We start from the raw sequence: 25,824 nt of genomic DNA, 5'->3' as shown, positions 1-25,824 counted from the left end.
TAAGCGTTTGCTTAGATAAGCACAAATAACAATTTTAAAACTTTAACGATATGAAAAATTTAATTTTAATATTTACTTTACTGGTTTATTCAGTATCGCTCTCTGCTCAAGACTATGCGGCAGTTTTAAATTCTAACTCCAGGACAGCATCTAAGATTGAAAAGGGACTCAATCAATTTACATCAGATATACTTTTAGACGAGGAGTTTAAGTATCGAGATTTTTTGAGGCAATCTAAAACCTCGAAAGTTAATTTTCATTCAAATGGTAAAACTTTCACTAAAAAAGAACTTACCAAACTGCTAAGAAAAAGTGCGAGATCATCCGGAACCTATAAAGAATTTCAAGAATTACTGGAGAATACATATCCTAAGTTCCTGAGAGTTCTTTCAGATGACGAAATGCATTTGTTGTATGAGAGATTTCGAAAGGGAACATTTAATGCATACATCCAAAATTTAATTGAAAATTGGTAGAATTAGAATAGAAATTATTAATTAAATTTTATAAAAGCTTACATTTTTTAATTAGGACTAAGCTTTTGCTTAGAGAACATAAACAATTATTTATTAAATATTTTAAACTATGAGTACATTAAAAGTTTACACAATCGAATCTGCACCAGCAGATAGTAAATCATTATTAGAAAACTCACAAAAAGCATACGGTATGGTGCCAGGCTTGCATGGGGTATTAGCTGGTGCGCCAGGGATTCTAGAAGCTTATCAGACCATTCATCAATTATTTGTAGATTCTTCCTTTAACAATGAAGAATTAACTGTTGTATGGCAAAGTATCAACGTAGAACATGAATGTCATTATTGTGTACCGGCACATACAGGTATTGCAGCGATGATGAAGGTAGATGAAAAAATCACAGAAGCTTTGCGCAACAGAACGCCACTTGAAAACCCAAAATTAGAAGCCTTAAGAGAAATGACATTATCTATAGTGCGCAATAGAGGGAATGTAAATGATAATGAAATTCAAGCATTTTATGCTGCAGGATATGGTGAAAGACAAGTTTTGGAAATCATATTAGGCTTATCTCAAAAGGTAATCAGTAATTATACTAATCACATTGCAAAAACTCCAGTAGATGCTCCATTTCAAAAATTCGCTTGGAAAAAATAGAATGAAACAGTTTAACACGCTAGATTGTAAAATGATTAATAGGCCTTCCGGAATTACTTCGGAAGGTAATTAATACGAACGAATTTAATTTGTTTCCAGTTGAAATGGCTTAGCAAGTTGCAAGAACTTATCAGAGTATTTCTGATAAGTTTGTAATGGCATATTTTTCAGAATAAATAAATAATAACATGATTTTTGTAATAAAATAAAGATGATAAAAGTAAGCGTAATGTATCCTAACGGACCAAAGACAAAATTCGATTCAGAATATTATAAAAACTCTCATTTACCAATGATTGCTGAAACTTTGGGAGATTCACTAAAAGGGATTGAATTTAATATAGGGATTGGAGGAAGAGTTCCTGGGGAACTTGCACCTTATGTAGCAATAGCCCATTTAACATTCGATTCAATAGAATCATTTCAATCGTCTTTTGGACCTCATGCTGAAAAATTTGCGGCGGATGTTCCTAACTATACGAATGTTGAAGGAGAACTTCAAATTAGTGAAATTGTAAGCTAATTTTGATTCTGAATAAAACAACTTATAAAAAATAACATGAGCGATAAAATCAAAATAGATATAGTATCAGATGTGGTGTGCCCTTGGTGTACCATTGGATACAAGCGTTTAGAAAAAGCTATTTCTGAAATGGGAATTCAGAATAAAGTAGAAATTGAATGGCATCCCTTTGAACTTAATCCAAATATGCCGGTAGAAGGTGAAAATGTGCAAGAGCACATTGCAAATAAGTACGGCGCAAGTTTAGAAGATCAAAAACGCTCCCAAAAGAATATGACGGAAGTTGGAGCTGAACTAGGGTTTAAATTTGACTATTTCGAAGAAATGAGAATGGTTAATACTAGGGATGCACATATTTTGCTGGATTATGCAAAGGAAAATGGGAAACAAACAGATTTGAAAATGCGTTTAGTTGAATCTTTCTTTAGTGAAAGAAAAGATGTTTCTACAAAAGAGATTCTAAAGTTAGCCTTGAAAGAGGTTGGTCTAAATGTAGATGAGGGGATGGCAAGATTAGAAAGTGATGATGCTAGATCTCAGGTTCAATCTGAAGAGGCATACTGGAAAAATTTAGGGGTTAACTCAGTGCCAACTATAGTATTTAACCAAAAAAGTGCTGTTACCGGGGCCCAACCAGTTGCTGTTTTCAAAGAGGTATTAACTGAATTGTTGCAAGAAAAAAATGTATAATCCATTAAAAGCAATGCTGAACTCCTTGGTATTAAAGAGAGTTTTAATTTTTATATAAGAAAAAGACCCTCATTTAATCTGGTTAATAATAGTATAATCTTAAAAGACTCAGCTCCATGTTTATATATAAATATGGAGCTGAGTCTTTTAAATCCATCATTGAGGGTTTCTTTCCCTTAAGCTTTCCTCGAATTTTCAAAAGTATTTTCCTCTAGAACCATCGGGACATACCTGGTGGGCTTGCCCCGAGGCTCTTGATTTATAATAAATACCACAAGGAAAGATTAAAAATACGTGTAACTAATAAGAATTTAGAAATACTTAAATTTGCCTCATATTTAGAGTCATGAAATACGAATATCAATTACGTGTAAGCCCAGAACAAGCAGCCAAGAAGGAACTTTTATTGAGAGAGGTTTCAAAGCATTCGGGAATTTCCACGAAAGAAATTCGACATATAGAAATCTTAAAAAGATCTATAGATGCCAGACAGCAGGCTGTGAAGATCAATTTGAAGGTTGACGTGTATGTAAATGAATCTATGAAGGAAACACCTCTGGAATTGCCGGAATATCCTAATGTACGCGATAAAGAAGAAGTGTTTATAATTGGCGCTGGACCCGCTGGCCTTTTTGCAGCACTCAGATGTATAGAATTAGGTAAAAAGCCGGTTATTATTGAAAGGGGTAAGGATGTTCGTGATAGAAGACGAGACCTTAAGGCATTAAATATAGAACATATTGTTAATGAAGATTCCAACTATTGCTTTGGAGAAGGTGGAGCCGGAACATATAGCGACGGAAAATTATACACCCGATCTAAAAAAAGAGGAGATGTAAATAGGGTATTAGAATTATTAGTAGCCTTTGGTGCTACCAGTGAAATTTTAGTAGATGCTCATCCTCATATAGGAACCAATAAACTACCGGCAATAATTGCAAGTATTCGTGAAAAGATCATTGAAATGGGAGGGGAGGTGCTTTTTGAAACAAGAGTAACCGATATTATAATTGAAAATGATACGATCAAGGGAATAAAGACTTTAAAAGGGGAGCATTTTAATGCGAAGAATATAATCCTTGCAACTGGACATTCTGCAAGGGATATCTTTGAATTACTGCATAGAAAAGGAATTAAAATTGAAGCCAAGCCATTTGCTTTGGGGGTTAGGATAGAACATCCACAACAATTAATAGATAAGATACAATACAAATGTGATGACAGAGGAGAATTTTTACCTCCGTCTCCATACAGTATTGTTAAGCAAATTGGAGGAAGAGGAATGTACTCTTTTTGTATGTGTCCTGGAGGTGTGATTGCTCCTTGCGCCACAAGCCCGGGAGAAGTAGTAACGAATGGGTGGTCTCCAAGCAAACGAGATCAGCCCACTTCTAATTCTGGAATAGTGGTAGAATTAAGACTGAATGATTTTAAAGCGTTCGGAGATTCTCCTCTGGCTGCGATGGAATTTCAGAAAAGCATAGAACAAGCTGCTTGGTTGTATGGTGGCAAAACTCAACGTGTTCCTGCTCAAAAAATGGTAGATTTTGTAGAAGGTCAAACTTCAACTAATTTACCCGAAACTTCGTATAAACCAGGAATAACTTCCGTAGATCTAAAAAATGTTTTTCCAGAATTCATCCATTCAACCCTTCAGCAGGGTTTTAAAGAATTTGGTAAAGCTATGCGCGGATATTATACCAATGAGGCAATAATACATGCCCCAGAATCTAGAACTTCATCTCCTGTAAGAATTCCAAGAGATCCAAAAACCTTTGAGCATATTCAAATAAAAGGCTTATTTCCATGTGGGGAAGGAGCTGGCTATGCGGGTGGAATTATTTCTGCAGCTATAGATGGTGAAAAGTGTGTAGAGAGCTGTATTAGGTTGATGAATTCCTAAATTCAACTCCTCAGAAAGGTTAAAAATTATATAATTATAGCCCATGTTTTGAGGCTATTTTTCACTTTTGCCTAACTTCAAAATTATAAGTTTAAATTAAATATCAAGGCATTATGGCAATAGTTGGATCAATTATAAAGGGTTTAATAGATTTAAGAGATAAAATTGTTTCTGAACCTAATGCCGATGAAGCCCAATTAGTAGTCCTGACTGGTTTATTGAACAAAGCAAAAGATACTGCTTTTGGGAAACATTATAATTTTGAAGAGATTCTGGAAGCTGAGGATATCCGTGTGGCTTATGCAGAGCGTATCCCGAATTTCGATTATAATAAGATCAATGAAGAATGGTGGTATAAAATGCATGAAGGGGAAACAGATGTTGTTTGGCCCGGAACTCCACCGTATTTCGCATTAAGTTCTGGTACAACTGGTAAAACCAGTAAGCGCATCCCTGTTTCTGATGATATGGTAGAAGCAATCCGGCTCTCAGGAATAAAACAAGTTGGGGCTTTAACTAATTTTGATCTTCCCAAAGAATTCTTTGAAAAGGAGATCATGATGCTAGGTAGTTCTACAGATTTACAAAAGGAGGGCGATCATGAAGAAGGGGAGATAAGTGGGATCTCTGCAAGCAAAATTCCATTCTGGTTTAAAAGTTATTATAAGCCAGGAGAAGAAATTGCAAAGATTGAAGACTGGGATGAGCGTGTAGAAATGATTGCAGCAAATGCTAAAACTTGGGATATTGGAGCTATTTCCGGAATTCCATCTTGGATTGAATTGATGTTTAAAAAAGTAATTGAGCATCACAATGTAAATAACATCCATGACATTTGGCCAAATTTCCAGGTATATACTTCTGGTGGAGTAGCATTTGAGCCTTACGAGAAAAGCTTCAATGCATTATTGGCTCATCCCGTGACAGTGATTGACACCTATTTGGCTTCAGAAGGATTTATGGCCTATCAGCAGCGTCCAGAAACCCATTCTATGAAATTGGTCCTGGATAATGGTATTTATTTTGAGTTTGTACCTTTTAAAGCTGAGTATATAAATGAAGATGGTTCAATTACCGACAATGCTTCTGTAGTGCAGCTAAAAGATGTAAAAGAAGAGGAAGATTATATATTACTTATTAGTACGGTGTCTGGAGCATGGAGGTATTTAATAGGTGATACTATTAAATTTACCGATGTTAGTAGACATGAGATCAAGATCACGGGAAGAACTAAGTTTTTTCTAAATGTAGTTGGTTCTCAGCTTTCTGTGAATAAAATGAACGATGCTATCCAAGAGTTAGAGAAAAAGTATGATATCGAGATCCCAGAATTCACTTTGGCTGCGGTTCGCATCGATGGTGAATTTCATCATTCTTGGTATTTAGGAACAGAGACTAAATTGAATAATGAAGAACTTGCTGAGGCCTTAGACGAGTCTCTAAAAAATGCTAATAAAAATTATAAGGTGGCTAGATCTAAAGCCTTAAAAGGGGTAAAGGTTACTACTATTCCTCCAAATTATTTTTATGAGTGGAATGCCTTGAATAAAAAGAAAGGTGGACAAGTAAAAATGGAACGTGTAATGAACGAAGAGAAGTTCGGAGAATGGGAAGAGTTTATTAGTAGCTTATAACTGAAACCCAACTAATCTTTCAATTCTTCTACTAATAATAGAATTTCTTCTGGAGATAAGTACAGCTTCCTAATACGATCTTTATATACCTTAGAAAGATGCGCGTGGTTTAGAATAAAATCTTTAGTAGCAAGTATATAGTCTCCCATTCCGTGACTTACAGCAAAGGTATCGGCAGCTCTTTCAGCCTCTTTAATGAATTTATGAGAAGTTAGATAACCTATCCCGAATTGTATGAGATTAAATCCGCTTCGTTCTTGGTAATCCATAATATGTCCAAGTTCATGCCCTATCCAACCAATAAGTACATCTGATGGTACTTCTGAAATAGAGAATGATTCATTTTCAATTTGAAAACTTTCACTTATCATTACAAAATAAGAACGATTCTTTTTGTTTCTAAATATTCCTGAAAACTTTGGCTGAGCCTGCATAAAAGACTTCTTGATCTTTTCCTTGAATCTAAACTCAATTGGAGTATCCTTTAATTCTGGATAATAAGAAAGAGCAACAGCAACTTCTTCGGCAATAGATTTGGGAATTATCTTATTGGTAACTTTAAAAGTATTTAGATCTTTCATATTAGGGGTAAAACTAAAAACACTAATCTGCAAAAAAGAAAACAATGCAAAAAGAATGAATTTGGCTTTTATATTGAACAAAGGGCTTTTTTTGAATTATAATTATTAAAGATAATGTTCTAAAATCGTTCCAAGAAAGTTTTTAGAAAAGTTTAGAACAAAAAAAAGCTTTACACATTGTGTAAAGCTTTAAAATTGTCAAAGTATAGTATACTATAAACGAAGCCTAAGCTTGTTTTACATTTACTGCATTTAATCCTTTTCTTCCTTCTTCAAGATCGAACGTTACTTCGTCGTTTTCTCTAATTTCATCAACAAGACCATTTGCATGTACAAAATATTCTTTGTTTGACTCTTCGTCTGTGATAAATCCAAATCCTTTAGTGTCGTTAAAGAACTTTACGGTACCTCTATTCATTATATATAAATTTAATTTACGCAAATATAGGATTATTTATTGACTAATCACACTTTGATAGAATTATTTTACTAAAACTTTATATTTCTCCAAAATATGTTAGAGATCTGGAGGTTTGCCATTTACAAATTAAAGATTCAAGTATTAATTTATTATTAAGTGGGCCTCAGTTTTTGTTAAAGTATATAAAAACAGCGTGATCTTTAATCTCAATACTACGAAATTTGTTCAACAATTCTATGCAAACCGAATTTGCCCAAATGAATATGAAACCCCCATTTAAAACTCCTACTTTATTATTTGTTTTTATATTGAGTATCGTCTTAACTAGTATTTCCTGTGAAGACAAAAAATCTAACAAGTCGGAAAATATTGATAAAAAGACTAAACAAAAAGATAGTATCCTTGAGATTCCTGAAGAAAAGGTAACACCACCTTTGGTAATAAATTATAAAATAGATTCTTTGAATACTTCAGTTGAATTAGATAGCTTTAAAAGTCGATATTCTGAAGCTCAACAAAAAGTGATCTATGCGATTAATAGGATTGAAGCCAGCCAAGTTAGAATTGGTAAAAGTATTGTGATTCCAGATACTTTGTTCAATGATATATTTAGCTATTCACCTTTTCCTAAGAAACTAGGTTTAGTTAGTGGTATACCTAAAACAGTTTTAATCTCTCAACGGGTGCAAGGTTTTGCTTTATATGAAAATGGAAACCTTATAAAATGGGGCCCTTTAAGTTCTGGAAAAAAATCTACACCTACTCCAAATGGCTTACATTATGGAAACTATAAAGCTAAAAGGAAAATTAGCTCAGTAGATGAAGCTTGGATTTTACCATATTACTTTAATTTCATGAATTTTGAAGGAGTAGGAGTGCATCAATATTCCTTACCGGGATATCCTGCCAGTCATGCTTGTGTTAGACTTTATATGGAGGATGCGCAATATATTTATGACTGGGCAAAACAATGGGAGCTGAATTCTAATGGTCAAAAAGTCCTTAGAAATGGAACTCCATTTATGGTATTTGGTGCTTACGATTATGAGAATGAATCTCCATGGTTACAACTGGCTACAGACAGGTTAAATAACAACCTGATAGACGAAGAGATGGATACCTTAAAAGATTACGTTGCTAAATACAACGAATACATTAAAACGATAGATCCTAATGATTTGGAAAAGGAATTGTCTTTAGATGAAGGAACAATAGTTACTTATAATTAGAAGAGGCCTCGAATAAATAAAAAAGCTTCACATTTAATCCCTCATTGAGGGTTCAATTCCCCGAGGCCTGCCCGAAAAGAATTTCATTCAGGCGGGCTTGCCTCGAACTTTTGAAAGAATTTCCCAATTCATACCTCTTATGTTTGCATAGTTAAGATTGACTTTCAAAATTACTATTAATTTTGGCACAAACATTTAAGAAATAAGAGCAGGATAGGATTACGTTTTATACCAAGACAACTTTTAAAGTATGTCCACCACGAGAATATGTCCTATCCTGTATTTTTCTAGGAGTCTGTACAGTATTGAGAAACTATGACTATATGTTTAGATTTCGTATCAACTAAGAGGAAAGACGGTGGGAAAATCCTTATTCTTAATAATTAAAAACAAGGATAATGGTAGATCAAAGAGTATTGAAACAAATAGTGGGTATCGACATAGGAATGGAAAGTTTCTATGCCTGTTACCAAGTAATGAGACAAGATGGAAGTGTGCTTATCAAGGGCACAAAATCGTTTACCAACACTACCAAAGGGATGAAGGCATTATGGGGATGGTGCAAAAAACGTGAGAAGGGCTCAGTGCAGCCCACCGTGTATGTTATGGAAGCAACGGGTGTCTATTATGAAAACCTGGCTTACTTTCTCTATGAGAATGGGGAAAAAGTAAGTGTCCAGTTGGCACAGAAACTGACCTATTTTGCAAAGAGCAATAACCTTAAGACCAAGACAGATAAGGTTGATTCCAAGATGATTGCAACCTTTGGGATAGAAAAGGCCTTGGACAAGAAAGATCACTGGACACCTCCTAGCAAGGAATTTAAGGTTATCAGGGATCTCTCAAGGGAACACACAAACTTGAAGAAAGAGTTGACAGCTGCAAAATCGCAGCTGCACGCTATGGATTACGCCCATTATACCTATAAAAAAGTGGTAGAAATTAAAAAAGAGATGATCGCTTTTTATGAAAAACAGCTCAAGGCTGTTGAAAAAGAGCTCAAGGCATTGGTAAAGGCAGATGAAGGACTTTGGGAAAAAATCCAGAATATTGTAACTGTCAAGGGGCTTCGTTTTATTACAGTGGTCAAGGTGCTCTCTGAGGTAAATGGTTTTTTACTGTTCAACAATATCCGCCAGTTGGTGAGTTATGCAGGCCTGGATGTGGTGGCAAAGGAATCAGGAAAACACAGAGGAAAGACTAGGATATCGAAAAAGGGAAACGCACGGATCAGGTCGGCACTCTATATGCCCGCATTAACGGCAGCAACGCACAATAGTTCCCTGAAAAATTTTTATGAGCGTGTCAATCATAACCGTACTATTAAAAAACAAGGTATTGTGGCGGTAATGCGCAAGTTGTTGATCTTGATATATACATTATGGAAAAAGGAAGAGGCATACATTGAGAATTACGGTATGTGTTGAACTTCGGGTAATGATGCAGAATAAGCTTTCTTTTTGCCATAATGCTAAAGAAAAAGGGCGAAGAAAACTTCGCCCAGTAGATAGACTTCTGTTCAACGAATTGAATGAAGCCTTCTTTTTGCATCATAAAGATATTAATTAAAAATATGTAAAAATAATTAGGATTGGAATACAGTATCTCGTGGGCTTGCCCCGAGGTTCTTGATTACAATCCATTTTTTATTTCTAAGTTCTTGAGAAGCCCTAATTCTGCAATAGTTCGGAGTACTCCATTTTCATTATTATCGAAGCTTGTCATAAACTTACTGGCACTTTTAATATCGGGATGTGCATTTTTCATAGCATAACTAAACTTAGCATTCTGCATCATTTCCAGATCATTTAAATAATCGCCAAAAACCAAGGTTTCTTCGGGAGTAATATTCAACTCTTTCTGTATCCCAATAATAGCATTCCCTTTATTTGCTGAAAGTGAAGTGATATCTATAAAAACACTTGCTGCGATGGCTACCTTGAAGTCGTTTTTATAATCGTTAAAATGGTGAAAGGTATTTTCTTCTACACCATTAAAATTGCAAAGCGTTACTTTTAGGACAGTATCATCTACCTTGGTAAGATCTTCTACAATTTCTAAACGCTCGTAATATTTATTGATCTCTTTATAAAAGTTTTTATCTTCAGTTTCTATATAAGCCGCGTTTTTTCCACACAATATTAATTGAGTATGTTCAAGTTTTCTGCCAATTTCAATAAACTTATTGGCATCTTCTCTTTTTAAAGGATTCAGATAGACCTCTTTCCCTTTATAAACTACATAGGTGCCATTTTCAGCAAAAAACAGCATACGATCTTTAATCCTTTCAAATTTACTTTCCAGATTATAAAATTGTCTTCCACTGGCCACAGAGAACATAATTCCCTTATTGGACAGTTCCTTTTCAATATCCCAAAAATCTGGATGTATTTGATGCTCATCATTGAGCAAAGTTCCATCCATATCGGTCACAATCAATTTTATCATAGTAGCTTTTAAAAGCTTCAAATATAGTCTTTATGCCTGCGGTTAGAGTTAAGATTAGATCAATTCTAACTCTTTAGAGATAGACAATAATAATATCAATTAAAAAAGCGCTTCAAGATATACCTGATGCGCTTTGCATTATTGAAAAGAAAAATCACGAACCTCGGAGCAAGCCCAAAAGGTATGTCCTGGTACTTCGGAAAAAAAATACTTTTGAAAATTCGAGACAGCCCTATAGCTATCGGACGGGGATTGAACCCTCAATGAGAGATTACAATTTTAAAATAGAATAGTATCTACTATCGCACCAGCTAACGCAAGTATAATTGCAAGCCAGATCGAGGTTACAAAACCTATAGTTTTAAAATCTTTACTTACTTGATCTGCCAGTTCAATAATGACAGCATACGCAATCACTTTAGTTATAAACCCTAATCCTAAGAAATAGAATATACCAAGTGTTGCAATATTTAGCAAGGAGGTTAATAACCAGCTTAAAAGAAAACTGAATACCCCAATAATTAAAGCGACGATTAAGGCAGATTTGAAGCCTTTTAACTCAACCTTGCTCATAAATTTTGCAGCAAGTAGTAAAACTCCCGCATCAATAATAATATGTAGTAACCAAAGTAACATACTGCTTTGGTTTTAGTTGATAGTAAAATCTATTACAATAATAGAAAATATGTATATCAAAATTTAAAAGCGATTTACAGGATTCTCCTCACCCATATTTTCAGGCGTTTGTTTTGTTAAAATTTCCCACATTGCTTTTAGGTTCGCAAGTTTTTCACGTCTTATCAAATTATTTTCGGTCTCATAATATTTGTGCTTGGCAGGAAAGCCTATATAGTTTAAGCCTATGCTTTCAGCTATAAAAAGAGTCCTAGGAAGATGAAATTTTTGAGTAACTACAATAGCATTTGGGATTTTATAAATGTAGTCTGATCTATACATGCTATCATAAGTATCCAATCCTGCAGGATCTGTAAAAATTAAATTCTCTGGCACATCTCTTTCCAATAAATAATTCTTCATCGCACTTACCTCGTCATAATCATTTCGTCTATTGTCACCACTTAAAAGAAACTGCTTTGCCCGCCCAGATTTATAAATTTCCAGTGCAGTATCTACACGATCTCTTAATATTGGTGATAGTTTCCCATCTGAGTGCACACTGGCACCAAGAACAATAACAGTATTGGATATTGGAAGATCAGATATTTTTGAATAAATTTCATCTGAAGTAGTGTCGATTATGTAGAAACTAAGTCCCCAAATAAAAGAGATACCTCCTCCTAATACAATTAATATGTAAATTATATATTTCTTAAGCCTGTTCATCTATATAGTTTGTAGAATTTGATGATAACGGGTGCTTGACAAATGTAGTATTTTTATCATTGATTGATTTGTATATTGCAAGTCCATAATTCTGCAAAATAAGAATAAAATCTATAGTTACTTTTTCTTGCAAATAGTTATGTCTAAATTTGTATCCTTAATTTGAAGAGAAATAATGAATAATATTGAAGCCTTAAAGTGGAGGTATGCCACTAAAAAATTTGATGAAAACAGAATTCTTTCAGAAGATAAAATAGAGATCCTTAAGCATGCCTTTAATTTAACTGCAACTTCTTACGGTTTGCAGCCTATTAAAATGGTAATTGTTCGTAATAAGGCGCTTCAATCTAAACTCGTGAAATATTCTATGAATCAGCAGCAGGTTGGGTCTGCATCTCATGTATTGGTACTGTGTATAGAACGGGAAATAGATAAAAACTTTATAGAGAATTACTTTAACTATGTTCAAAAGATCCGTGCTACCCCTAACGAGATCCTTTCACCTTTTAAAGATTTCTTAATAGAAGATTTTAAGAATAAACATATAGATGAAATCACAACTTGGGCTACTAATCAGGCATTTTTAGCTTTGGGAACTTTGCTTACAGTTTCCGCAACCGAAGCTATAGATGCTTGCCCAATGGAGGGGTTTGAGCCAGAAAAATACGATGAGGTCCTTGGATTAGATAAATTAAATCTTAAATCGGTATTGGTGTTGCCTGTTGGATTTAGAGCAAAAGATGATATGTTTTCTGAATTTAAAAAGGTACGAAGACCTATTTCAGATGTAATTATTGAGCTGGAATAATAGCTTAATAATTTACATATTCCATGATCTCTAATCCATAACCAATCATTCCCACGCGCTTGGTTTGCTGCGAGTTAGATAATAATTTAATTTTGTGAATATCAAGATCGTGTAGAATTTGTGCGCCAATTCCAAAATCTTTATAATCCATTATTATTGGCGGTGCTTTTACCTCTCCTTTTTTCTGACGCTCCTTTAATTCTGAAAGTCTGCTTAGCAAATTAAGGGATTGGTTTGCAGGATTAATAAAGACTATTGCTCCACGGCCTTCATCATTTATGGCCTTGAACATATCGTCCAATTTCTTATCGGCATTATTGGTAAGAGTTCCTAAGATGTCGTTATTGATAAGTGTTGAATTTACTCTAACCATGATATCTTCATTGGTCTTCCAAACACCTTTTGTAAGTGCAATATGAACCTGATTGTTTGTGGTTTGTTTGTAGGCTCTCATTCTATAAGTTCCAAACCTAGTCTGAATATCGAAATCCTCTTTTTTCTCTATCAAAGAGTCATGTTGCATTCTATAAGCTATAAGATCTTCAATAGAAACTAACTTAAGATCGAATTTATTGGCCACCTCAATTAGCTGAGGTAATCTTGCCATAGTTCCATCTTCATTCATGATTTCTACGATCACTCCTGCTGGTTGAAAACCTGCTAATCTAGCGAAATCTATAGCAGCTTCTGTATGTCCGGTCCTTCTTAATACCCCGCCTTCTTTAGCTTTTAAAGGGAACACATGTCCAGGTCTACTAAGATCGATAGGTTTTGTGTTAGGGTCTATCAATGCTTTAATAGTTTTTGCTCTATCGGCTGCAGAGATCCCTGTAGTAACACCATTTCCTTTTAGATCTACAGAGATTGTAAAAGCCGTTTCCAATGGATCGGTATTATTACCAACCATCATATCCAACTTCAATTCTTTACAATGCTCCTCTGTAATAGGAGCGCAAATAAGACCACGACCGTGAGTGGCCATGAAATTGATCATTTCTGGTGTTACAGCTTCTGCTGCAGCAAGAAAATCCCCTTCATTCTCTCTATCTATATCATCTACAACAATAATGATCTTACCAGCCCGGATGTCATCTATGGCTTCCTGGATAGAATGTAATTTTAATTGTTGTTTATTTTGGATTGCTTGCGGCATAATTATAATTTCTTTTTCAGGCTGCAAAGATATTTAATCTATTTTGTTTCCGACTTACTCCTGAAGAGTTTTTTAATAAGCTTATTGATTGGAGCCATAAAATTACCGAAAGCCAATAAACCTTGATCGGTGGTTGCTCTATATGTAAAAAAGATTCCTAATGGCAACATGATTAACGTGGAAAGCCAAGATGCTAGAAACGGACTCATACTTCCATCTTCTGCACTGTTTTTAGCAAAGATCCCTATAAAATGATAGGTAAGGAAGATTAAAATGGCAACGACCATAGGAAGTCCCATCCCTCCTTTTCTTATTATGGCTCCCAGAGGGGCTCCTACGAAGAACAAAATGATACAGGCAACACCTAAAACATATTTTTCATGAAGGGCAATTTCAAATTTATTAAGTTGTCTTGTGCTATTCTGGAATTCCTGTTTTTTAATAGATACGCTGGAAAGAGCTGCATTTACAGTCCCTAAGGAAAGATCTACAATTTGTAATGCATCCTTATTATCATATAATTCTAGAATAGATTCATCAAAATTGGTAATGGAATCTTTAGCCTTGTAATTAGATGCAAAATAACTTGCTCCGGTACGGCTATAAATAACATCGGCAAACTTATTTAATTCTTGGTTGTAGGAAGTAGAGAAAGAATCTATACTCTGTGAAAGCTCTCCAATCTTCAACATGTTTTGAGAATTTCTATAATTCTCGTCATCCATGTCTACATTATTAAAATTAGAAATATCTATATTGATTATATATTCCTTAAAATAACTCTTTGTAAAAGGTTTATTGTCCCGTTTAGAGGGATCTTTCTGCGGAATTTCATCATAATAATTTCCATCTTTCAATATAAGGGAAAGTACTTCAGAATCTGTGCTTCCTACTAACTCTCCTTCAGTAGCTTTTATGACCGTGAGATTTTCACTTCTTGCAGATTTTTGATGAATAATCACATTCTTTAGGTACTGGTCGTTGTCACCAGTTTTTTCATCCACCTTAATATTAAAATCTTGAATGTCGTTAAAGACCCCTTCAGAAATTGCCATTGTAGGCTTTAGCTGTGCAATATTCTTTCTTAGATTGATAGATTTAAATTCTGCAGCGGGAATCACATTGTTCGAAAAGAAAAATGCAACAAGGCTAATAAAAATTATAAAAACCGTTAGACTTCGCATCGCTCTCTGCAGGGAAATTCCTGCTGATTTCATGGCGGCGAATTCGTAATTTTCTGCAAAACTTCCAAAGGTCATTATAGAAGTAAGCAGAATGGTAAGGGGTAGAACAAGCGGTACTAGTTTTGGAGAAAAATAAAGCAGGAATTTTAAAATAATTCCTGCATCTATATCTTTTCCGGCAAGTTCGCCTATGTACAACCAAATGGTTTGAAGTACAAAAATGAACATCAAGATGATAAAAACTACTAAAAATGTTTTTAAATAACTTACTAATATGTACCGGTCTAGTATTCTCAATTTAGTCTAATCTATTGATATAGAAATCTTTATATCGTCCTTCATTAAAGCTGAACAAATTCTTCGCTAATGGCTGATTGGTTTTAAAACTTTTTACAGTAATAGTGATCTTTGTTCCATTATCCTGCGTTTGAATTAAGTTGTAGATATGTTTGGTCTGGCTATCTATACCTAATAAAATATTTTTCACATCGGCATTACTATCCATTGGTGTTAACTTAATATATTGGATCTGTCTTCCTTTTACATCCTGAGAAATATCCCATTTGTAAGTGTATCCTTCTTCGTAAAAAGAAAACATTTTAGAAGGTGTAATATTATTAGCGTCTTCTTCTACATAATCGGATATATTGATCTCTTGATCCTCTGGGATGATGGTGTAAATTTTCTTCCCATCGAATAACTGAGTGGTACCCATTAAATTCAATAAATACTTATCTCCGTTAATACTAACATCACCGCGTGTTTCCTGACTTACGCTCTCTGCAGTGTTTTCTAGAGAGTATTTAAAGTCGATCACCATATTATCATAGGCTTTTACCTTAGAAGATACCTCGCTTAATAATTTTTTTGCTTTTGTAGATTCCTGAGCATTCATAGCGAAAACGCTGAATAAGGCAATCATTACAATACTTAATCTTTTCATCTTTAGTTTTTTAATTTTGTGTCTCAATTGTTTAATAGTTGGTCTAAAGAGACGAGATCTGTCACTAAAACTTGGCGGGCTTTACTTCCTTCAAAAGGACCCACAATTCCGGCGGCTTCTAATTGATCTACAATTCTACCGGCGCGGTTATATCCTAACTTCAATTTTCGTTGTAGTAAAGATGCAGAACCTTGTTGTGCAATCACTATAACTTCTGCAGCTTCCCGGAACAATTTATCTCGCTCGCTTACATCTATATCAAGTCCTGTGCCACTCTCAGGATCGTCATATTCTGGGAGTATATGAGCATCTGGATATGCTTTTTGAGAACCAATGAATTCGGTAATTTTATCTACCTCTGGAGTGTCCACAAATGCACATTGAATACGCACCAGTTCATTCCCTTGAGTAAATAACATATCTCCACGACCAATTAATTGATCGGCTCCTTGGGAATCCAAAATTGTTCTAGAATCTATTTTAGAAGTCACCCTAAAAGCAATTCTAGCAGGGAAGTTAGCTTTGATGATCCCTGTAATAACGTTTACAGAAGGTCTTTGTGTAGCAATAATTAAGTGGATCCCAATAGCACGAGCTAACTGAGCCAATCTCGCGATAGGGGTTTCCACTTCTTTTCCAGCGGTCATAATAAGATCAGCAAATTCATCAATCACTAGTACGATATAAGGAAGAAACTTATGTCCGTTCTCCGGATTTAGTTTTCTAGCTTTAAATTTTACATTGTATTCTTTAATGTTTCTAACCATTGCATCCTTTAAAAGGTTGTAACGGTCATCCATTTCTATACATAGAGAATTAAGGGTAGCAATTACCTTAGAATTATCGGTGATAATCGCATCTTCAGACCCCGGAAGTTTCGCCAGGTAATGACGTTCAATTTTATTGAAAAGAGTAAGTTCTACTTTCTTTGGATCTACCAATACAAACTTCACTTCTGCCGGATGTTTGCAGTAAAGAAGCGAGGTTAGAATTGCATTTAGACCAACAGATTTTCCTTGTCCTGTAGCACCAGCCATTAGCAGGTGAGGCATTTTGGCAAGATCTACCACAAAGGTCTCGTTGGAAATAGATTTTCCTAGTGCCATTGGTAGTTCCATTTCGGCATTTTGGAATTTTGGAGAAGCGATCACAGAACGCATAGAAACGATAGTTGCATTCTTATTTGGCACTTCAATACCAATTGTTCCTTTTCCGGGAATAGGCGCAATAATTCGAATACCTAAGGCCGCAAGGGATAGGGCGATGTCATCTTCTAAGTTCTTGATCTTGGAGATACGAATTCCCGCTTCGGGAACTATCTCATATAAGGTAACAGTTGGTCCTACTGTAGCTTTTATGTGTGCTATCTCGATCTTATAATTCTTAAGAGTAGAGACAATGGTATTTTTGTTTTCTTCTAACTCTTCTTGATCTACAGTTATTCCGCCACCTCCTGCGTTATAATCCTTCAGTAGATCTATAGTAGGCCATTTGTAATTTTTAAGATCTAAGGTTGGGTCGAATTCCCCAAAATCTTTTACTAACTTACTACTAAGAGTGTCTTCAACTTCTTCCTCTTCTACAGTTTCCACTTCCATTTTTAAATCTTCCTCTATTGCAACTGGAGTTGGCTTTGGAATATCTTTATTAATTGTAAGTGGAGTAGGAGCGGATTTATCTTCAATATTGGTAGATCCTTTTTTCGGTACAACTTCAGAAACCCAATCTTCTTCTTCGTAAGTTTTATTCGCTGGTGGGGAATGTGCTGAAGCTGTTGAAGATGTCTCAAAGTCATCTCTTATTTCCTTCTTTTTAGAACTGATAAACGAACCTATAAGTTCTGGAGTGACCTTTAGTCTAAAAACCAGATATGAAATGAGCATAAATGTTAGCAATAAAGCAGTTCCAATTAGCCCGATGTAATCTTGTAAATAATCATTGATCTCAAAACCTACACGACCTCCCAACATTGCATTCTTTTCAGCGAAAAAACCGAAGAAGACTGCCCACCAGATCATCATTAATAATCCCCAGAACCAAAACTTAAAAAGATTTTTCAATTTAAAATCGAAGAAAAGATAAACTCCGGTAAGTGTTACTAAACTGGCTAGAATAAAAGCAGCCAGCCCAAAACCATTGTAAATGAAAAAATCACTGATACTTGCTCCAAACTTGCTCATCCAGTTTTTAGCAACCAGTTCACGGTTTCCAAAATCCTGTAGCGTACTTTGATCTGCTTGCCAGTTAAATAAAAATGAAATAAAAGCAATTAGCAAGCCAACCCCCAATAAAATTAGGAAGCTGCCTAAAACCACTTTTTGCTGCCTGTTAAGCTTAAATACCGGTTTTTTGATCTTCGTATTTTTAGTTTTTCTGGTTGAGGCTTTTTTCTTGGGCATAAATTCTCAAAGGAGTTTGGGTAAAAATACAATTTAGCAAGATTCTAAAATAAAGAATCAGGCTTCAATATTAACAATTAGGAACTTTAACTTTTATAAACTCAAATCTAAGGATTTTATTATTTAAAATTCTGAAAGTATATTCTACAGCCTATTTGTTATATTTAATATTTTTAACCTCTTTAATAGAATAAATACATCTCTATGAACTCTTATTTTGAATATACTGGCCTGGGATCTAAGCAGCAATTTACTTCAACGAAATTAGGTGATTCTCTATTTATATATTAAGAACACTTTAGAATTGGCATACCTCCATATTAGTAATTACAGCGTGAAACAAGATATTTCTTATCTTTCAGAACAGTTATTTAAAAATGTTTGCGACTTAACCGCAATAGATATTTTAATAAAACCCTTAGGGTGAACCCTATAAAAACTATTTATCATTTTAGTGCAAAAATTTCAGCAATCAACTCCCCTAATTTTATCTCTGAATTTCCAGAGATTGAAATATAATTTTTAAAGAACAGATCGCTGATCATTATAAGAAAAAAACATAATTCTAAACTAGTCGAAAAGTCTTTTTTTTATATGATCTTCTGGCTTTTATCTAAAATTAATTTTAAAAAATAACATGAAAAATATTAATATATTAAAAGTGGGATTGGCTCAAATTTCTCCAATTTGGCTGGATAAGCTGAAAACTATTGAAAAGATTAAGTCTTCTATAGTTGATGCTGCAGCAAAAAAATGCGAATTAGTGGTGTTTGGAGAGGGCTTGCTCCCCGGTTATCCGTTTTGGGTATCCTTAACCAATGGAGCCGAATTTAATTCGAAAGTTCAAAAAGAGCTTCATGCTCATTATCTTAGAAATGCGATTCAAATAGAATTAGGAGAACTCAATGAAATTTGTACCCTCGCAAGAGAAAATAAAATAGCAATCTATCTTGGAATTATCGAGCGTCCAAAGAATAGAGGAGGTCACAGTTTATACTGTTCTTTGGTCTATATAGATCAAGACGGGAAAATATGCTCTGTGCATAGAAAACTCCAGCCAACTTATGAAGAACGCCTAACATGGTCTCCCGGAGACGGAAATGGATTGCAAGTGCATTCACTAAAGGAATTTACTGTGGGCGGTTTAAACTGCTGGGAAAATTGGATGCCATTACCGCGCGCAGCATTATATGGACAAGGAGAGAATTTACATATTGCAGTATGGCCAGGAACCATTGACAATACCAAAGATATCACCCGTTTTATAGCCAGAGAATCTAGGTCTTATGTAATCTCGGTGTCTAGCTTAATGAGCAAAAATGATTTTCCAGCAGCAACTCCGCATATTTCGAAAATACTAGAAAATGCTCCTGAGGTTCTAGCTAATGGAGGTTCTTGTATTGCGGGACCAGATGGGGAATGGGTACTAGAACCGGTGGTGGATAAAGAAGGAATTCTAACAGCCACACTAGATTTTAATCGGGTTTTAGAGGAACGCCAGAATTTTGATCCTTCCGGGCATTATTCAAGACCAGATGTTACACAGCTAATGGTAAATCGAGAACGACAAACTATTTTAAAGTTGAAAGATGGAGAGGCTTAAATTTATACATAATAACAGTTGTTTAAATGCAACATTTTAGAGGATGCCTGGATATTTAAAATTGTTCAACATCTTCCCTATAACTCTTGCAAATATCAGGCAACTCAAGAACTTTAGAAATAATACCAAAAGATGTTCGAGAAATCTATCAATTATTTTGATATACTTTTGAAGAAGAAATAAAAAATTCGATCAAATATGAAGTTTAAACCTTTTCCTCAGTTAAAAACAGAAAGATTGGTTTTAAGAGAATTATTGAAGTCAGATTGGAAACGAGTTTCCTATTTGCGAACAGATCCTATTGTGAATCAATTTGTAAAACGGCCGAATGCAGACACGAAGGAGAAAGCGATAGATTTTATAGAAAGAACAAAACTAGGCATCAAAAATTCAGAAACAATTCAGTGGACTATTTCTCTTAAAAATGATTTTGGAATGATTGGTTCTATTTGTTTGTGGAATTTTTCTGAAGATAGAAAAACTGCTGAAATAGGTTACGATCTAGATCCAATATTTCACAATTCGGGAATCATGAACGAAGCAATGACAGCAGTTTTAAAATTTGGTTTCAATGTTTTGGGTTTTAATAAAATTGAAGCCTTCACACAAAAAAATAACGAGGCTTCAACAAAATTATTGAGAAAGAACGAGTTTTTTCTGAATAAAGACCGATTTGATGAAGGTAACCCTAAAAATATAATTTTTGAAAAATTTAATCCCTCATTTGGGGTCTAATTCCCCGCCCAAATAGCTATTGAATTGCCGCGATTTTAAAATTATTATCCTACTGATAGCTTGGGATATATCTCGTGGATTTGCCCAAAGCTTCTTAGTTGAAAAATGAATCTAAATTAATATCATGAAAAGTGCTGTATTAAAAATTTTAGTTCCCTTTTTATTCTTAGTTGCATGTAATAACAATCCGAGTACATCTAACGATGGCCTTGAAAGTAAAAAAGATAAAGGTTTAGAAGGTAAAATTATAGATCTCACCCATGTTTTTTCAGAAGAAACTATTTACTGGGTTACTGCAAAAGAATTTGAATTGGAAGTTGTTTCAAAAGGCGAAACAGATCAAGGCTTTTATTACTCGGCTAATAATTTTGCAACTGCAGAGCATGGGGGCACGCATATAGATGCGCCCATCCATTTTGCAAACAACAAACAAACAGTAGATGAAATACCTTTAGAAAATTTAATTGGGAATGCTATTAAAATCGATGTTTCAGAAAATGCCATAAAAAATCCTGACTATCTTATTAGCATAGAAGACCTTAAAAAATGGGAGAAAGAGCAGAATATGGAGATCCCTCAAGGAGCTATCGTATTGCTGGAAACGGGTTTCTCAAAATTTTATCCAGATAAAATGAAATATTTAGGAACCAATGAGAGGGGAGAAGAAGCTATTAAAAAATTACATTTTCCAGGATTAGCTCCGGAAGCTGCAAATTGGCTAGTGGAAAACAGAAATATTCATGCGATTGGTTTAGATACACCCAGTATAGATTATGGACAATCTCAAACTTTTGAAAGTCATATTATTCTGCTGTCCAAGAACATCCCAGCTTTCGAAAATTTAACGAATCTGGATAAATTACCAAGTAAAGATTTTCAAATTATAGCCTTACCAATGAAAATAAAGGGAGGGAGTGGTGCTCCCTTGAGGATCGTTGCCATCTTAAATTAGAATTCTTAAAGAAGTGATTTCAAAATCTCATGCATTAGTCATTGAGTGCAAGTAAAAACTTGAGTCGCTTTTTTATAGGATTAGATCAAAAATCTACATTCAATAATAATATAAAAGCAGGACTAATCTAAATATTCGTTATTTTAGTCTGTTGATAATTAATTAATTATAATATAATTTCAACCTTTCTAAAACACCATACTATGTTCCTAAAACCAGCCTTTGTATTAAAAAGCCTTCTCGTTTGCTGCTTTCTTGGCTTGTTAAATAATCATTTTCTAAATGCCCAATCTAAAGCGGCACAAATAGAAGACCTTATGAGTTTGTATACAGAATATGGGCAGTTCAATGGTTCTTTATTGGTAGCTGAAGATGGTGAAGTTATCTATAAGAACGGATTTGGAAAAGCAAATATGGAATGGGATATTCCTAATACTCCAACTACAAAACACAGGCTGGGTTCTATCACCAAACAATTTACAGCCATGTTGATCCTTCAACTTGTTGAGGAAGGGAAATTGAAATTGGATGTTCCTGTCTCTACATATCTTCCTAACTACCCTAAAGCTACCGGAGATAAGATCACGTTGCATCATTTACTCACGCATAGCTCGGGAATTCCTAATTATACTTCCTTTCCTAAATTTTTCGAGGAGACCAGCCGAAATCCATATACGCCAAACGATTTTATCTCTCTATTCAAGGATATGGAATTGGAATTTGCTCCTGGAGAAAAATTCGCTTATAGCAATTCAGGCTATTTCTTATTGGGGGTGATCATAGAAAAAGTTACTGGTAAATCTTATGAAGAAAACCTGCAAGAAAAGATCTTTCAGCCATTAAACATGAAAGATACGGGCTTCGATAATCATGATGTGATCCTTAAAAATAGAGCTTCTGGTTACGAAAAGCGCGGGAATTCGTATTCCAATGCACCTTATCTGGATATGTCTATTCCATATGCGGCAGGATCTCTTTATTCTAAAGTAGAAGATCTTTATCTATGGGATAGAGCACTTGCAGAAAATAAATTACTTTCCAAGGAAAATAAAGATCTCTTATTTGCTCCGCACATTAAATCTGGAGGTGGAACCTATGGCTATGGTTGGGGAACCAATAAGATGGCTAATGGTTCAAAAGATAGTTTAGTTGTAATCGGGCATGGAGGTGGAATAAATGGCTTTAACACCATTATTGATAGAATACCTGCCAATCAGGAACTAGTTGTGTTGCTTAATAATACCGGGAGAACGAATCTGGGAGAAATGAGCCGGAACATTATCAAAATCATGAACGAACTGCCTTATGATCTTCCGCAGAAAACGCTCGCAAATTTCCTGATGGATGAGATCACTAAAAACGGATTGGAAGCTGGCTTAAAGGCATTTGAAAAACAAAAAGGCTCTAAGGAATATATTCTGAGGGAAAATGACATGAACGCCTTGGGATATCAATTTTTACAAGCTCGAAAAATGAATGAAGCCTTTGCCGTTTTTGAACTTAATGTGGCTGAATTTCCTGAATCTTCTAATGTGTACGACAGTTTAGGAGAAGCTTATATGGAAGCGGGAAATAAGGAATTAGCAATTCTTAATTATAAGAAATCCATAGAAATGGACCCTAATAATGAAAATGGGAAAGATATGCTGAAAAAAATTCAAGAGAATTAATAGTATACAAATTGGTACGAAGGATTCCTTTTGTAAATTAGAGTTGTCTCGCTATTATCAATTTAATGTCACATCGAGCTTAGTCGAGATGTCATTTTAAACCCGTTTAAATTTAATGTCTATAGCCACAAACCTTTTAAAAAATAAAATTAGATGATAAAAACCTCACATATATGGATACTAACTTTTCTAATTAGCTTTGGAAGTTTTGCACAAGAATTTACCCCACAAGTAAAAGCTTTTATAGCCGTAGACACTTCCAGCATCGCCATTACAAATGTTACCTTGATAGATGGCACTGGTAGAGATGTGAAAGAGGGGCAAACTATCGTGATAAGCAAAGGAATCATTCAAGATGTAGGAAATGCGGTTTCTGTAGTAATCCCTAAAAATGCCTTGATCATTAACGGAACCGGCAAAACGGTGATCCCGGGATTGGTCATGTTGCACGAACATTTATTTTATAGTAAACCTTTTGAGAATTGGTTTAGTGTGGGCCAAATGACCTTTACTTTTCCAAGATTATACCTGGCGGGTGGGGTAACCACGATGCGAACCGGCGGTAGTATTCAGCCACAAACAGATCTTAATGTAAAAAAATGGATCGAAGAAGGAAAAATGACAGGTCCAAAAATGGATGTTACAGGACCTTTTATAGAACGGGAAGGCTATGACATCCCAGAGCTTGGCTTTATAGATGGCACTGCTGAGGTTGCTAAATTGGTGAACTACTGGGCCGATAAAGGAGTGACTTCTTTTAAAGTATATAACCATATTACCAAAGAGGATCTTAGAATATCTGTGGCAGAAGCTCATAAACGCGGACTCAAAGTTACAGGGCACTTATGTTCCCTTACCTATGCGGAAGCTTCAAATCTAGGAATAGACAATCTGGAGCATGGATTTATGGCTTCCAGCGATTTTATTTCAGATAAAATGGAAGAAATATGCGATCCTTTTAAAGCACGAAAAAGTTTGATAGATACAGATATAGATGATCCAAAAATGGAAGATTTAATGGATTTACTAATTAAGAACAATACTACCCTAACCACAACACCAGTGGTCTTTGAACCATATACGGGTTATGAGGTGGTTCCTGGTGGCGGACTGAGCGCTATGATCCCACAATTACAAGAAGACCTTCAAAATAAATACGATCGATCTGTAAATAATGATTCTACTTCCATTGATTTATTTAAAAAAGATTTGGAGTGGACCAAGCGCTTTTATGAAAAGGGAGGAAAACTGGTTGCGGGGACAGATCCTACAGGGGCGGGGAGAACCGTAGCCGGATATGCCAATCAGCGGACTATAGAAATTCTGGTAGAAACCGGATTTTCATTGCCGGATGCTATTAAGATAGGAACGTTGAACGGTGCTCAATTCCTAAACAGACAAAGAGAGATTGGAAGCATAGAAAAAGGGAAGAAAGCAGATTTGATCTTAATAGATGGTGATCTACGGGAAGACATCAAGAATATTCGAAAAATGGAATTGGTCTTTAAAGATGGAGTAGGTTTCGATTCTAAAAAGCTATTCGAGTCGGTGCAAGGGAAAGTCGGTTTGTACTAGTCCCGACAGCGCGGATTTACAATCCGTGCCTGCAGCCAATATCAAAACAAAATCCCGACAGCGCGGATTTGTAATCTGTGCTTACACCCCGGTAGGGAAGACCTACAATCCTTGCCAATAACCATTGTCAAAATAAATCTAATAAAACAACTGCTAGATCATTTTCTAAATCAGCATAATTTCTTGCGGAACTGAAATAATAATCTTCTGGCAAAGTTACAATTTTGTCTTTTACAGGATTATTGTGAATATAATTCACTTTTTGCTTTATAAACCAATTGGTTTCCACAATTTCTGCGTGATATCCATCTTGCCAAACTTTGTATTGTTGTTCTCTTTTTAGATGTTCACAGGATTTTTTAAAATAATCCAACATCCACTCGCGTCGACTTTCAGGTTCTTCATTTATTGTTTGAATAATTTTCTTGGATGTGAATTTTTTAAAATCTCTAATGATGTCTGACAAAACAAAGCCGTTTGTACCCTTGCAAAGCAAATGAATGTGACTAGACATGATACAATTAGCATATATTTCTAAACCTTTGTTTTGTTGGCAATGCTGCAATGCTTTGATGATGACCTGTTTTTGATTTAGTCTGGTAAAAATATCAATCCAACCTACTGTAGTGATGGTTATAAAAAAAGCTTCTTCAGTTGTTGTAGCTTTATATTTTGTTGACATAGTAATGCTTTTTATTTGAAGTTATAAAAAACTAACATATCACTACAGTAGTTTTTATATTTGCGCCACTTTATGCACGGAATGCAATTCTGCACTATCAATGCGGGCACGGAATGTAATTCCGCGCCATCTGGTGTAGCTTTTATTCAAAATTTCTCAATTGGCGGAGCTATATTAAATATTGTTTTACCCATTTTAGTAATTGGAGGGGCA

The 25,824-nt window shown here is 34.9% G+C and carries 25 protein-coding genes; 15 read left to right on the top strand and 10 right to left on the bottom strand.

Annotated elements, in window-relative coordinates; genetic code table 11:
* Positions 1–50: 50 nt before the first annotated feature.
* From H033_RS0115315 to H033_RS0115290, 6 genes are all read left to right on the top strand, one after another.
* Positions 51–476: a hypothetical protein gene (locus tag H033_RS0115315; protein WP_026839092.1), complete on the top strand. Its 426-nt coding sequence runs from the start codon at positions 51–53 to the stop codon at positions 474–476.
* A 109-nt stretch (positions 477–585) separates the two neighbouring features.
* Positions 586–1,134, top strand: a complete 549-nt coding sequence (locus tag H033_RS0115310) for a carboxymuconolactone decarboxylase family protein (RefSeq protein WP_026839091.1) — start codon at positions 586–588, stop codon at positions 1,132–1,134.
* Between the two features lie 211 nt (positions 1,135–1,345).
* Positions 1,346–1,657, top strand: coding sequence for an EthD family reductase (locus tag H033_RS0115305; RefSeq protein ID WP_026839090.1), 312 nt, complete (start codon positions 1,346–1,348; stop codon positions 1,655–1,657).
* 36 nt (positions 1,658–1,693) lie between these two features.
* Complete coding sequence (locus H033_RS0115300) at positions 1,694–2,347, top strand: DsbA family protein (protein WP_026839089.1); 654 nt, start codon at positions 1,694–1,696, stop codon at positions 2,345–2,347.
* A gap of 346 nt (positions 2,348–2,693) precedes the next feature.
* A complete protein-coding gene (locus H033_RS0115295; protein WP_026839088.1) occupies positions 2,694–4,250 on the top strand; it encodes an NAD(P)/FAD-dependent oxidoreductase in 1,557 nt (518 codons plus the stop codon).
* A 113-nt stretch (positions 4,251–4,363) separates the two neighbouring features.
* Positions 4,364–5,884: a GH3 auxin-responsive promoter family protein gene (locus H033_RS0115290; RefSeq protein WP_026839087.1), complete on the top strand. Its 1,521-nt coding sequence runs from the start codon at positions 4,364–4,366 to the stop codon at positions 5,882–5,884.
* Between the two features lie 11 nt (positions 5,885–5,895).
* Here the strand turns inward: H033_RS0115290 and H033_RS0115285 are convergent, their stop codons facing one another.
* Both H033_RS0115285 and H033_RS0115280 read right to left on the bottom strand, forming a co-directional pair.
* Positions 5,896–6,546 (bottom strand): hypothetical protein, encoded by a 651-nt coding sequence (locus tag H033_RS0115285; RefSeq protein ID WP_081661881.1) that lies wholly within the window; start codon positions 6,544–6,546, stop codon positions 5,896–5,898.
* Positions 6,547–6,691: 145 nt separating this feature from the next.
* Entirely contained in the window at positions 6,692–6,883 is a 192-nt protein-coding gene (locus H033_RS0115280) for a cold-shock protein (protein WP_010229690.1), read from the bottom strand.
* Between the two features lie 239 nt (positions 6,884–7,122).
* Between H033_RS0115280 and H033_RS20420 the strand changes: the two genes are divergently transcribed.
* From H033_RS20420 to H033_RS22325, 3 genes are all read left to right on the top strand, one after another.
* Positions 7,123–8,115 carry a L,D-transpeptidase gene (locus H033_RS20420; RefSeq protein WP_231367641.1) on the top strand — a complete coding sequence of 331 codons (993 nt, stop codon included), beginning with the start codon at positions 7,123–7,125 and terminating at the stop codon, positions 8,113–8,115.
* A 398-nt stretch (positions 8,116–8,513) separates the two neighbouring features.
* The gene (locus H033_RS0115270) at positions 8,514–9,542 is read left to right on the top strand and encodes an IS110 family transposase (RefSeq protein ID WP_026839085.1); all 1,029 of its coding nucleotides are present in this window, start codon (positions 8,514–8,516) and stop codon (positions 9,540–9,542) included.
* 10 nt (positions 9,543–9,552) lie between these two features.
* Entirely contained in the window at positions 9,553–9,684 is a 132-nt protein-coding gene (locus H033_RS22325) for a hypothetical protein (RefSeq protein WP_262489318.1), read from the top strand.
* A gap of 63 nt (positions 9,685–9,747) precedes the next feature.
* Here the strand turns inward: H033_RS22325 and H033_RS0115260 are convergent, their stop codons facing one another.
* The 3 genes from H033_RS0115260 to H033_RS0115250 form a co-directional block, all read right to left on the bottom strand.
* Positions 9,748–10,563 carry an HAD family hydrolase gene (locus H033_RS0115260; RefSeq protein WP_026839084.1) on the bottom strand — a complete coding sequence of 272 codons (816 nt, stop codon included), beginning with the start codon at positions 10,561–10,563 and terminating at the stop codon, positions 9,748–9,750.
* A 279-nt stretch (positions 10,564–10,842) separates the two neighbouring features.
* A complete protein-coding gene (locus H033_RS0115255) occupies positions 10,843–11,199 on the bottom strand; it encodes a phage holin family protein (protein WP_026839083.1) in 357 nt (118 codons plus the stop codon).
* A gap of 63 nt (positions 11,200–11,262) precedes the next feature.
* Positions 11,263–11,907 carry a vancomycin high temperature exclusion protein gene (locus tag H033_RS0115250; RefSeq protein WP_026839082.1) on the bottom strand — a complete coding sequence of 215 codons (645 nt, stop codon included), beginning with the start codon at positions 11,905–11,907 and terminating at the stop codon, positions 11,263–11,265.
* A gap of 175 nt (positions 11,908–12,082) precedes the next feature.
* Between H033_RS0115250 and H033_RS0115245 the strand changes: the two genes are divergently transcribed.
* On the top strand, positions 12,083–12,715 hold the full coding sequence (locus H033_RS0115245; RefSeq protein ID WP_026839081.1) for an NAD(P)H-dependent oxidoreductase: 633 nt from the start codon (positions 12,083–12,085) through the stop codon (positions 12,713–12,715).
* Between the two features lie 4 nt (positions 12,716–12,719).
* On the opposite strand, the gene ribB is transcribed toward H033_RS0115245, so the two are convergent.
* From ribB to H033_RS0115225, 4 genes are read right to left on the bottom strand one after another with little or no spacing between them, the layout of a single operon-like run.
* Positions 12,720–13,868, bottom strand: a complete 1,149-nt coding sequence (gene ribB, locus H033_RS0115240) for a 3,4-dihydroxy-2-butanone-4-phosphate synthase (protein ID WP_026839080.1) — start codon at positions 13,866–13,868, stop codon at positions 12,720–12,722.
* A 38-nt stretch (positions 13,869–13,906) separates the two neighbouring features.
* A complete protein-coding gene (locus H033_RS0115235) occupies positions 13,907–15,349 on the bottom strand; it encodes an LptF/LptG family permease (protein WP_026839079.1) in 1,443 nt (480 codons plus the stop codon).
* A gap of 1 nt (position 15,350) precedes the next feature.
* The gene (locus H033_RS0115230) at positions 15,351–15,995 is read right to left on the bottom strand and encodes a LolA family protein (protein WP_026839078.1); all 645 of its coding nucleotides are present in this window, start codon (positions 15,993–15,995) and stop codon (positions 15,351–15,353) included.
* A 23-nt stretch (positions 15,996–16,018) separates the two neighbouring features.
* The gene (locus H033_RS0115225; protein WP_026839077.1) at positions 16,019–18,394 is read right to left on the bottom strand and encodes an FtsK/SpoIIIE family DNA translocase; all 2,376 of its coding nucleotides are present in this window, start codon (positions 18,392–18,394) and stop codon (positions 16,019–16,021) included.
* Positions 18,395–19,031: 637 nt separating this feature from the next.
* On the opposite strand from H033_RS0115225, the gene H033_RS0115215 reads away from it, so the two are divergent.
* The 5 genes from H033_RS0115215 (at position 19,032) to H033_RS0115195 (ending at position 24,929) form a co-directional block, all read left to right on the top strand.
* Positions 19,032–19,997 (top strand): carbon-nitrogen hydrolase family protein, encoded by a 966-nt coding sequence (locus tag H033_RS0115215; RefSeq protein WP_026839076.1) that lies wholly within the window; start codon positions 19,032–19,034, stop codon positions 19,995–19,997.
* Positions 19,998–20,195: 198 nt separating this feature from the next.
* Entirely contained in the window at positions 20,196–20,732 is a 537-nt protein-coding gene (locus tag H033_RS0115210) for a GNAT family N-acetyltransferase (protein WP_026839075.1), read from the top strand.
* A gap of 124 nt (positions 20,733–20,856) precedes the next feature.
* On the top strand, positions 20,857–21,684 hold the full coding sequence (locus H033_RS0115205; RefSeq protein ID WP_026839074.1) for a cyclase family protein: 828 nt from the start codon (positions 20,857–20,859) through the stop codon (positions 21,682–21,684).
* Between the two features lie 203 nt (positions 21,685–21,887).
* Positions 21,888–23,354: a serine hydrolase gene (locus H033_RS0115200; protein WP_026839073.1), complete on the top strand. Its 1,467-nt coding sequence runs from the start codon at positions 21,888–21,890 to the stop codon at positions 23,352–23,354.
* A gap of 153 nt (positions 23,355–23,507) precedes the next feature.
* Positions 23,508–24,929, top strand: coding sequence for an amidohydrolase family protein (locus tag H033_RS0115195; protein WP_026839072.1), 1,422 nt, complete (start codon positions 23,508–23,510; stop codon positions 24,927–24,929).
* A gap of 127 nt (positions 24,930–25,056) precedes the next feature.
* Here the strand turns inward: H033_RS0115195 and H033_RS0115190 are convergent, their stop codons facing one another.
* Entirely contained in the window at positions 25,057–25,611 is a 555-nt protein-coding gene (locus tag H033_RS0115190) for an REP-associated tyrosine transposase (protein WP_026839071.1), read from the bottom strand.
* Positions 25,612–25,824 lie beyond the last annotated feature (213 nt).

Source organism: Gillisia sp. JM1, from assembly GCF_000424645.1.
Lineage (GTDB): Bacteria > Bacteroidota > Bacteroidia > Flavobacteriales > Flavobacteriaceae > Gillisia.
Note: the sequence above shows the minus strand (reverse complement) of the source record. Positions and strands in the feature narration are given on the sequence as shown.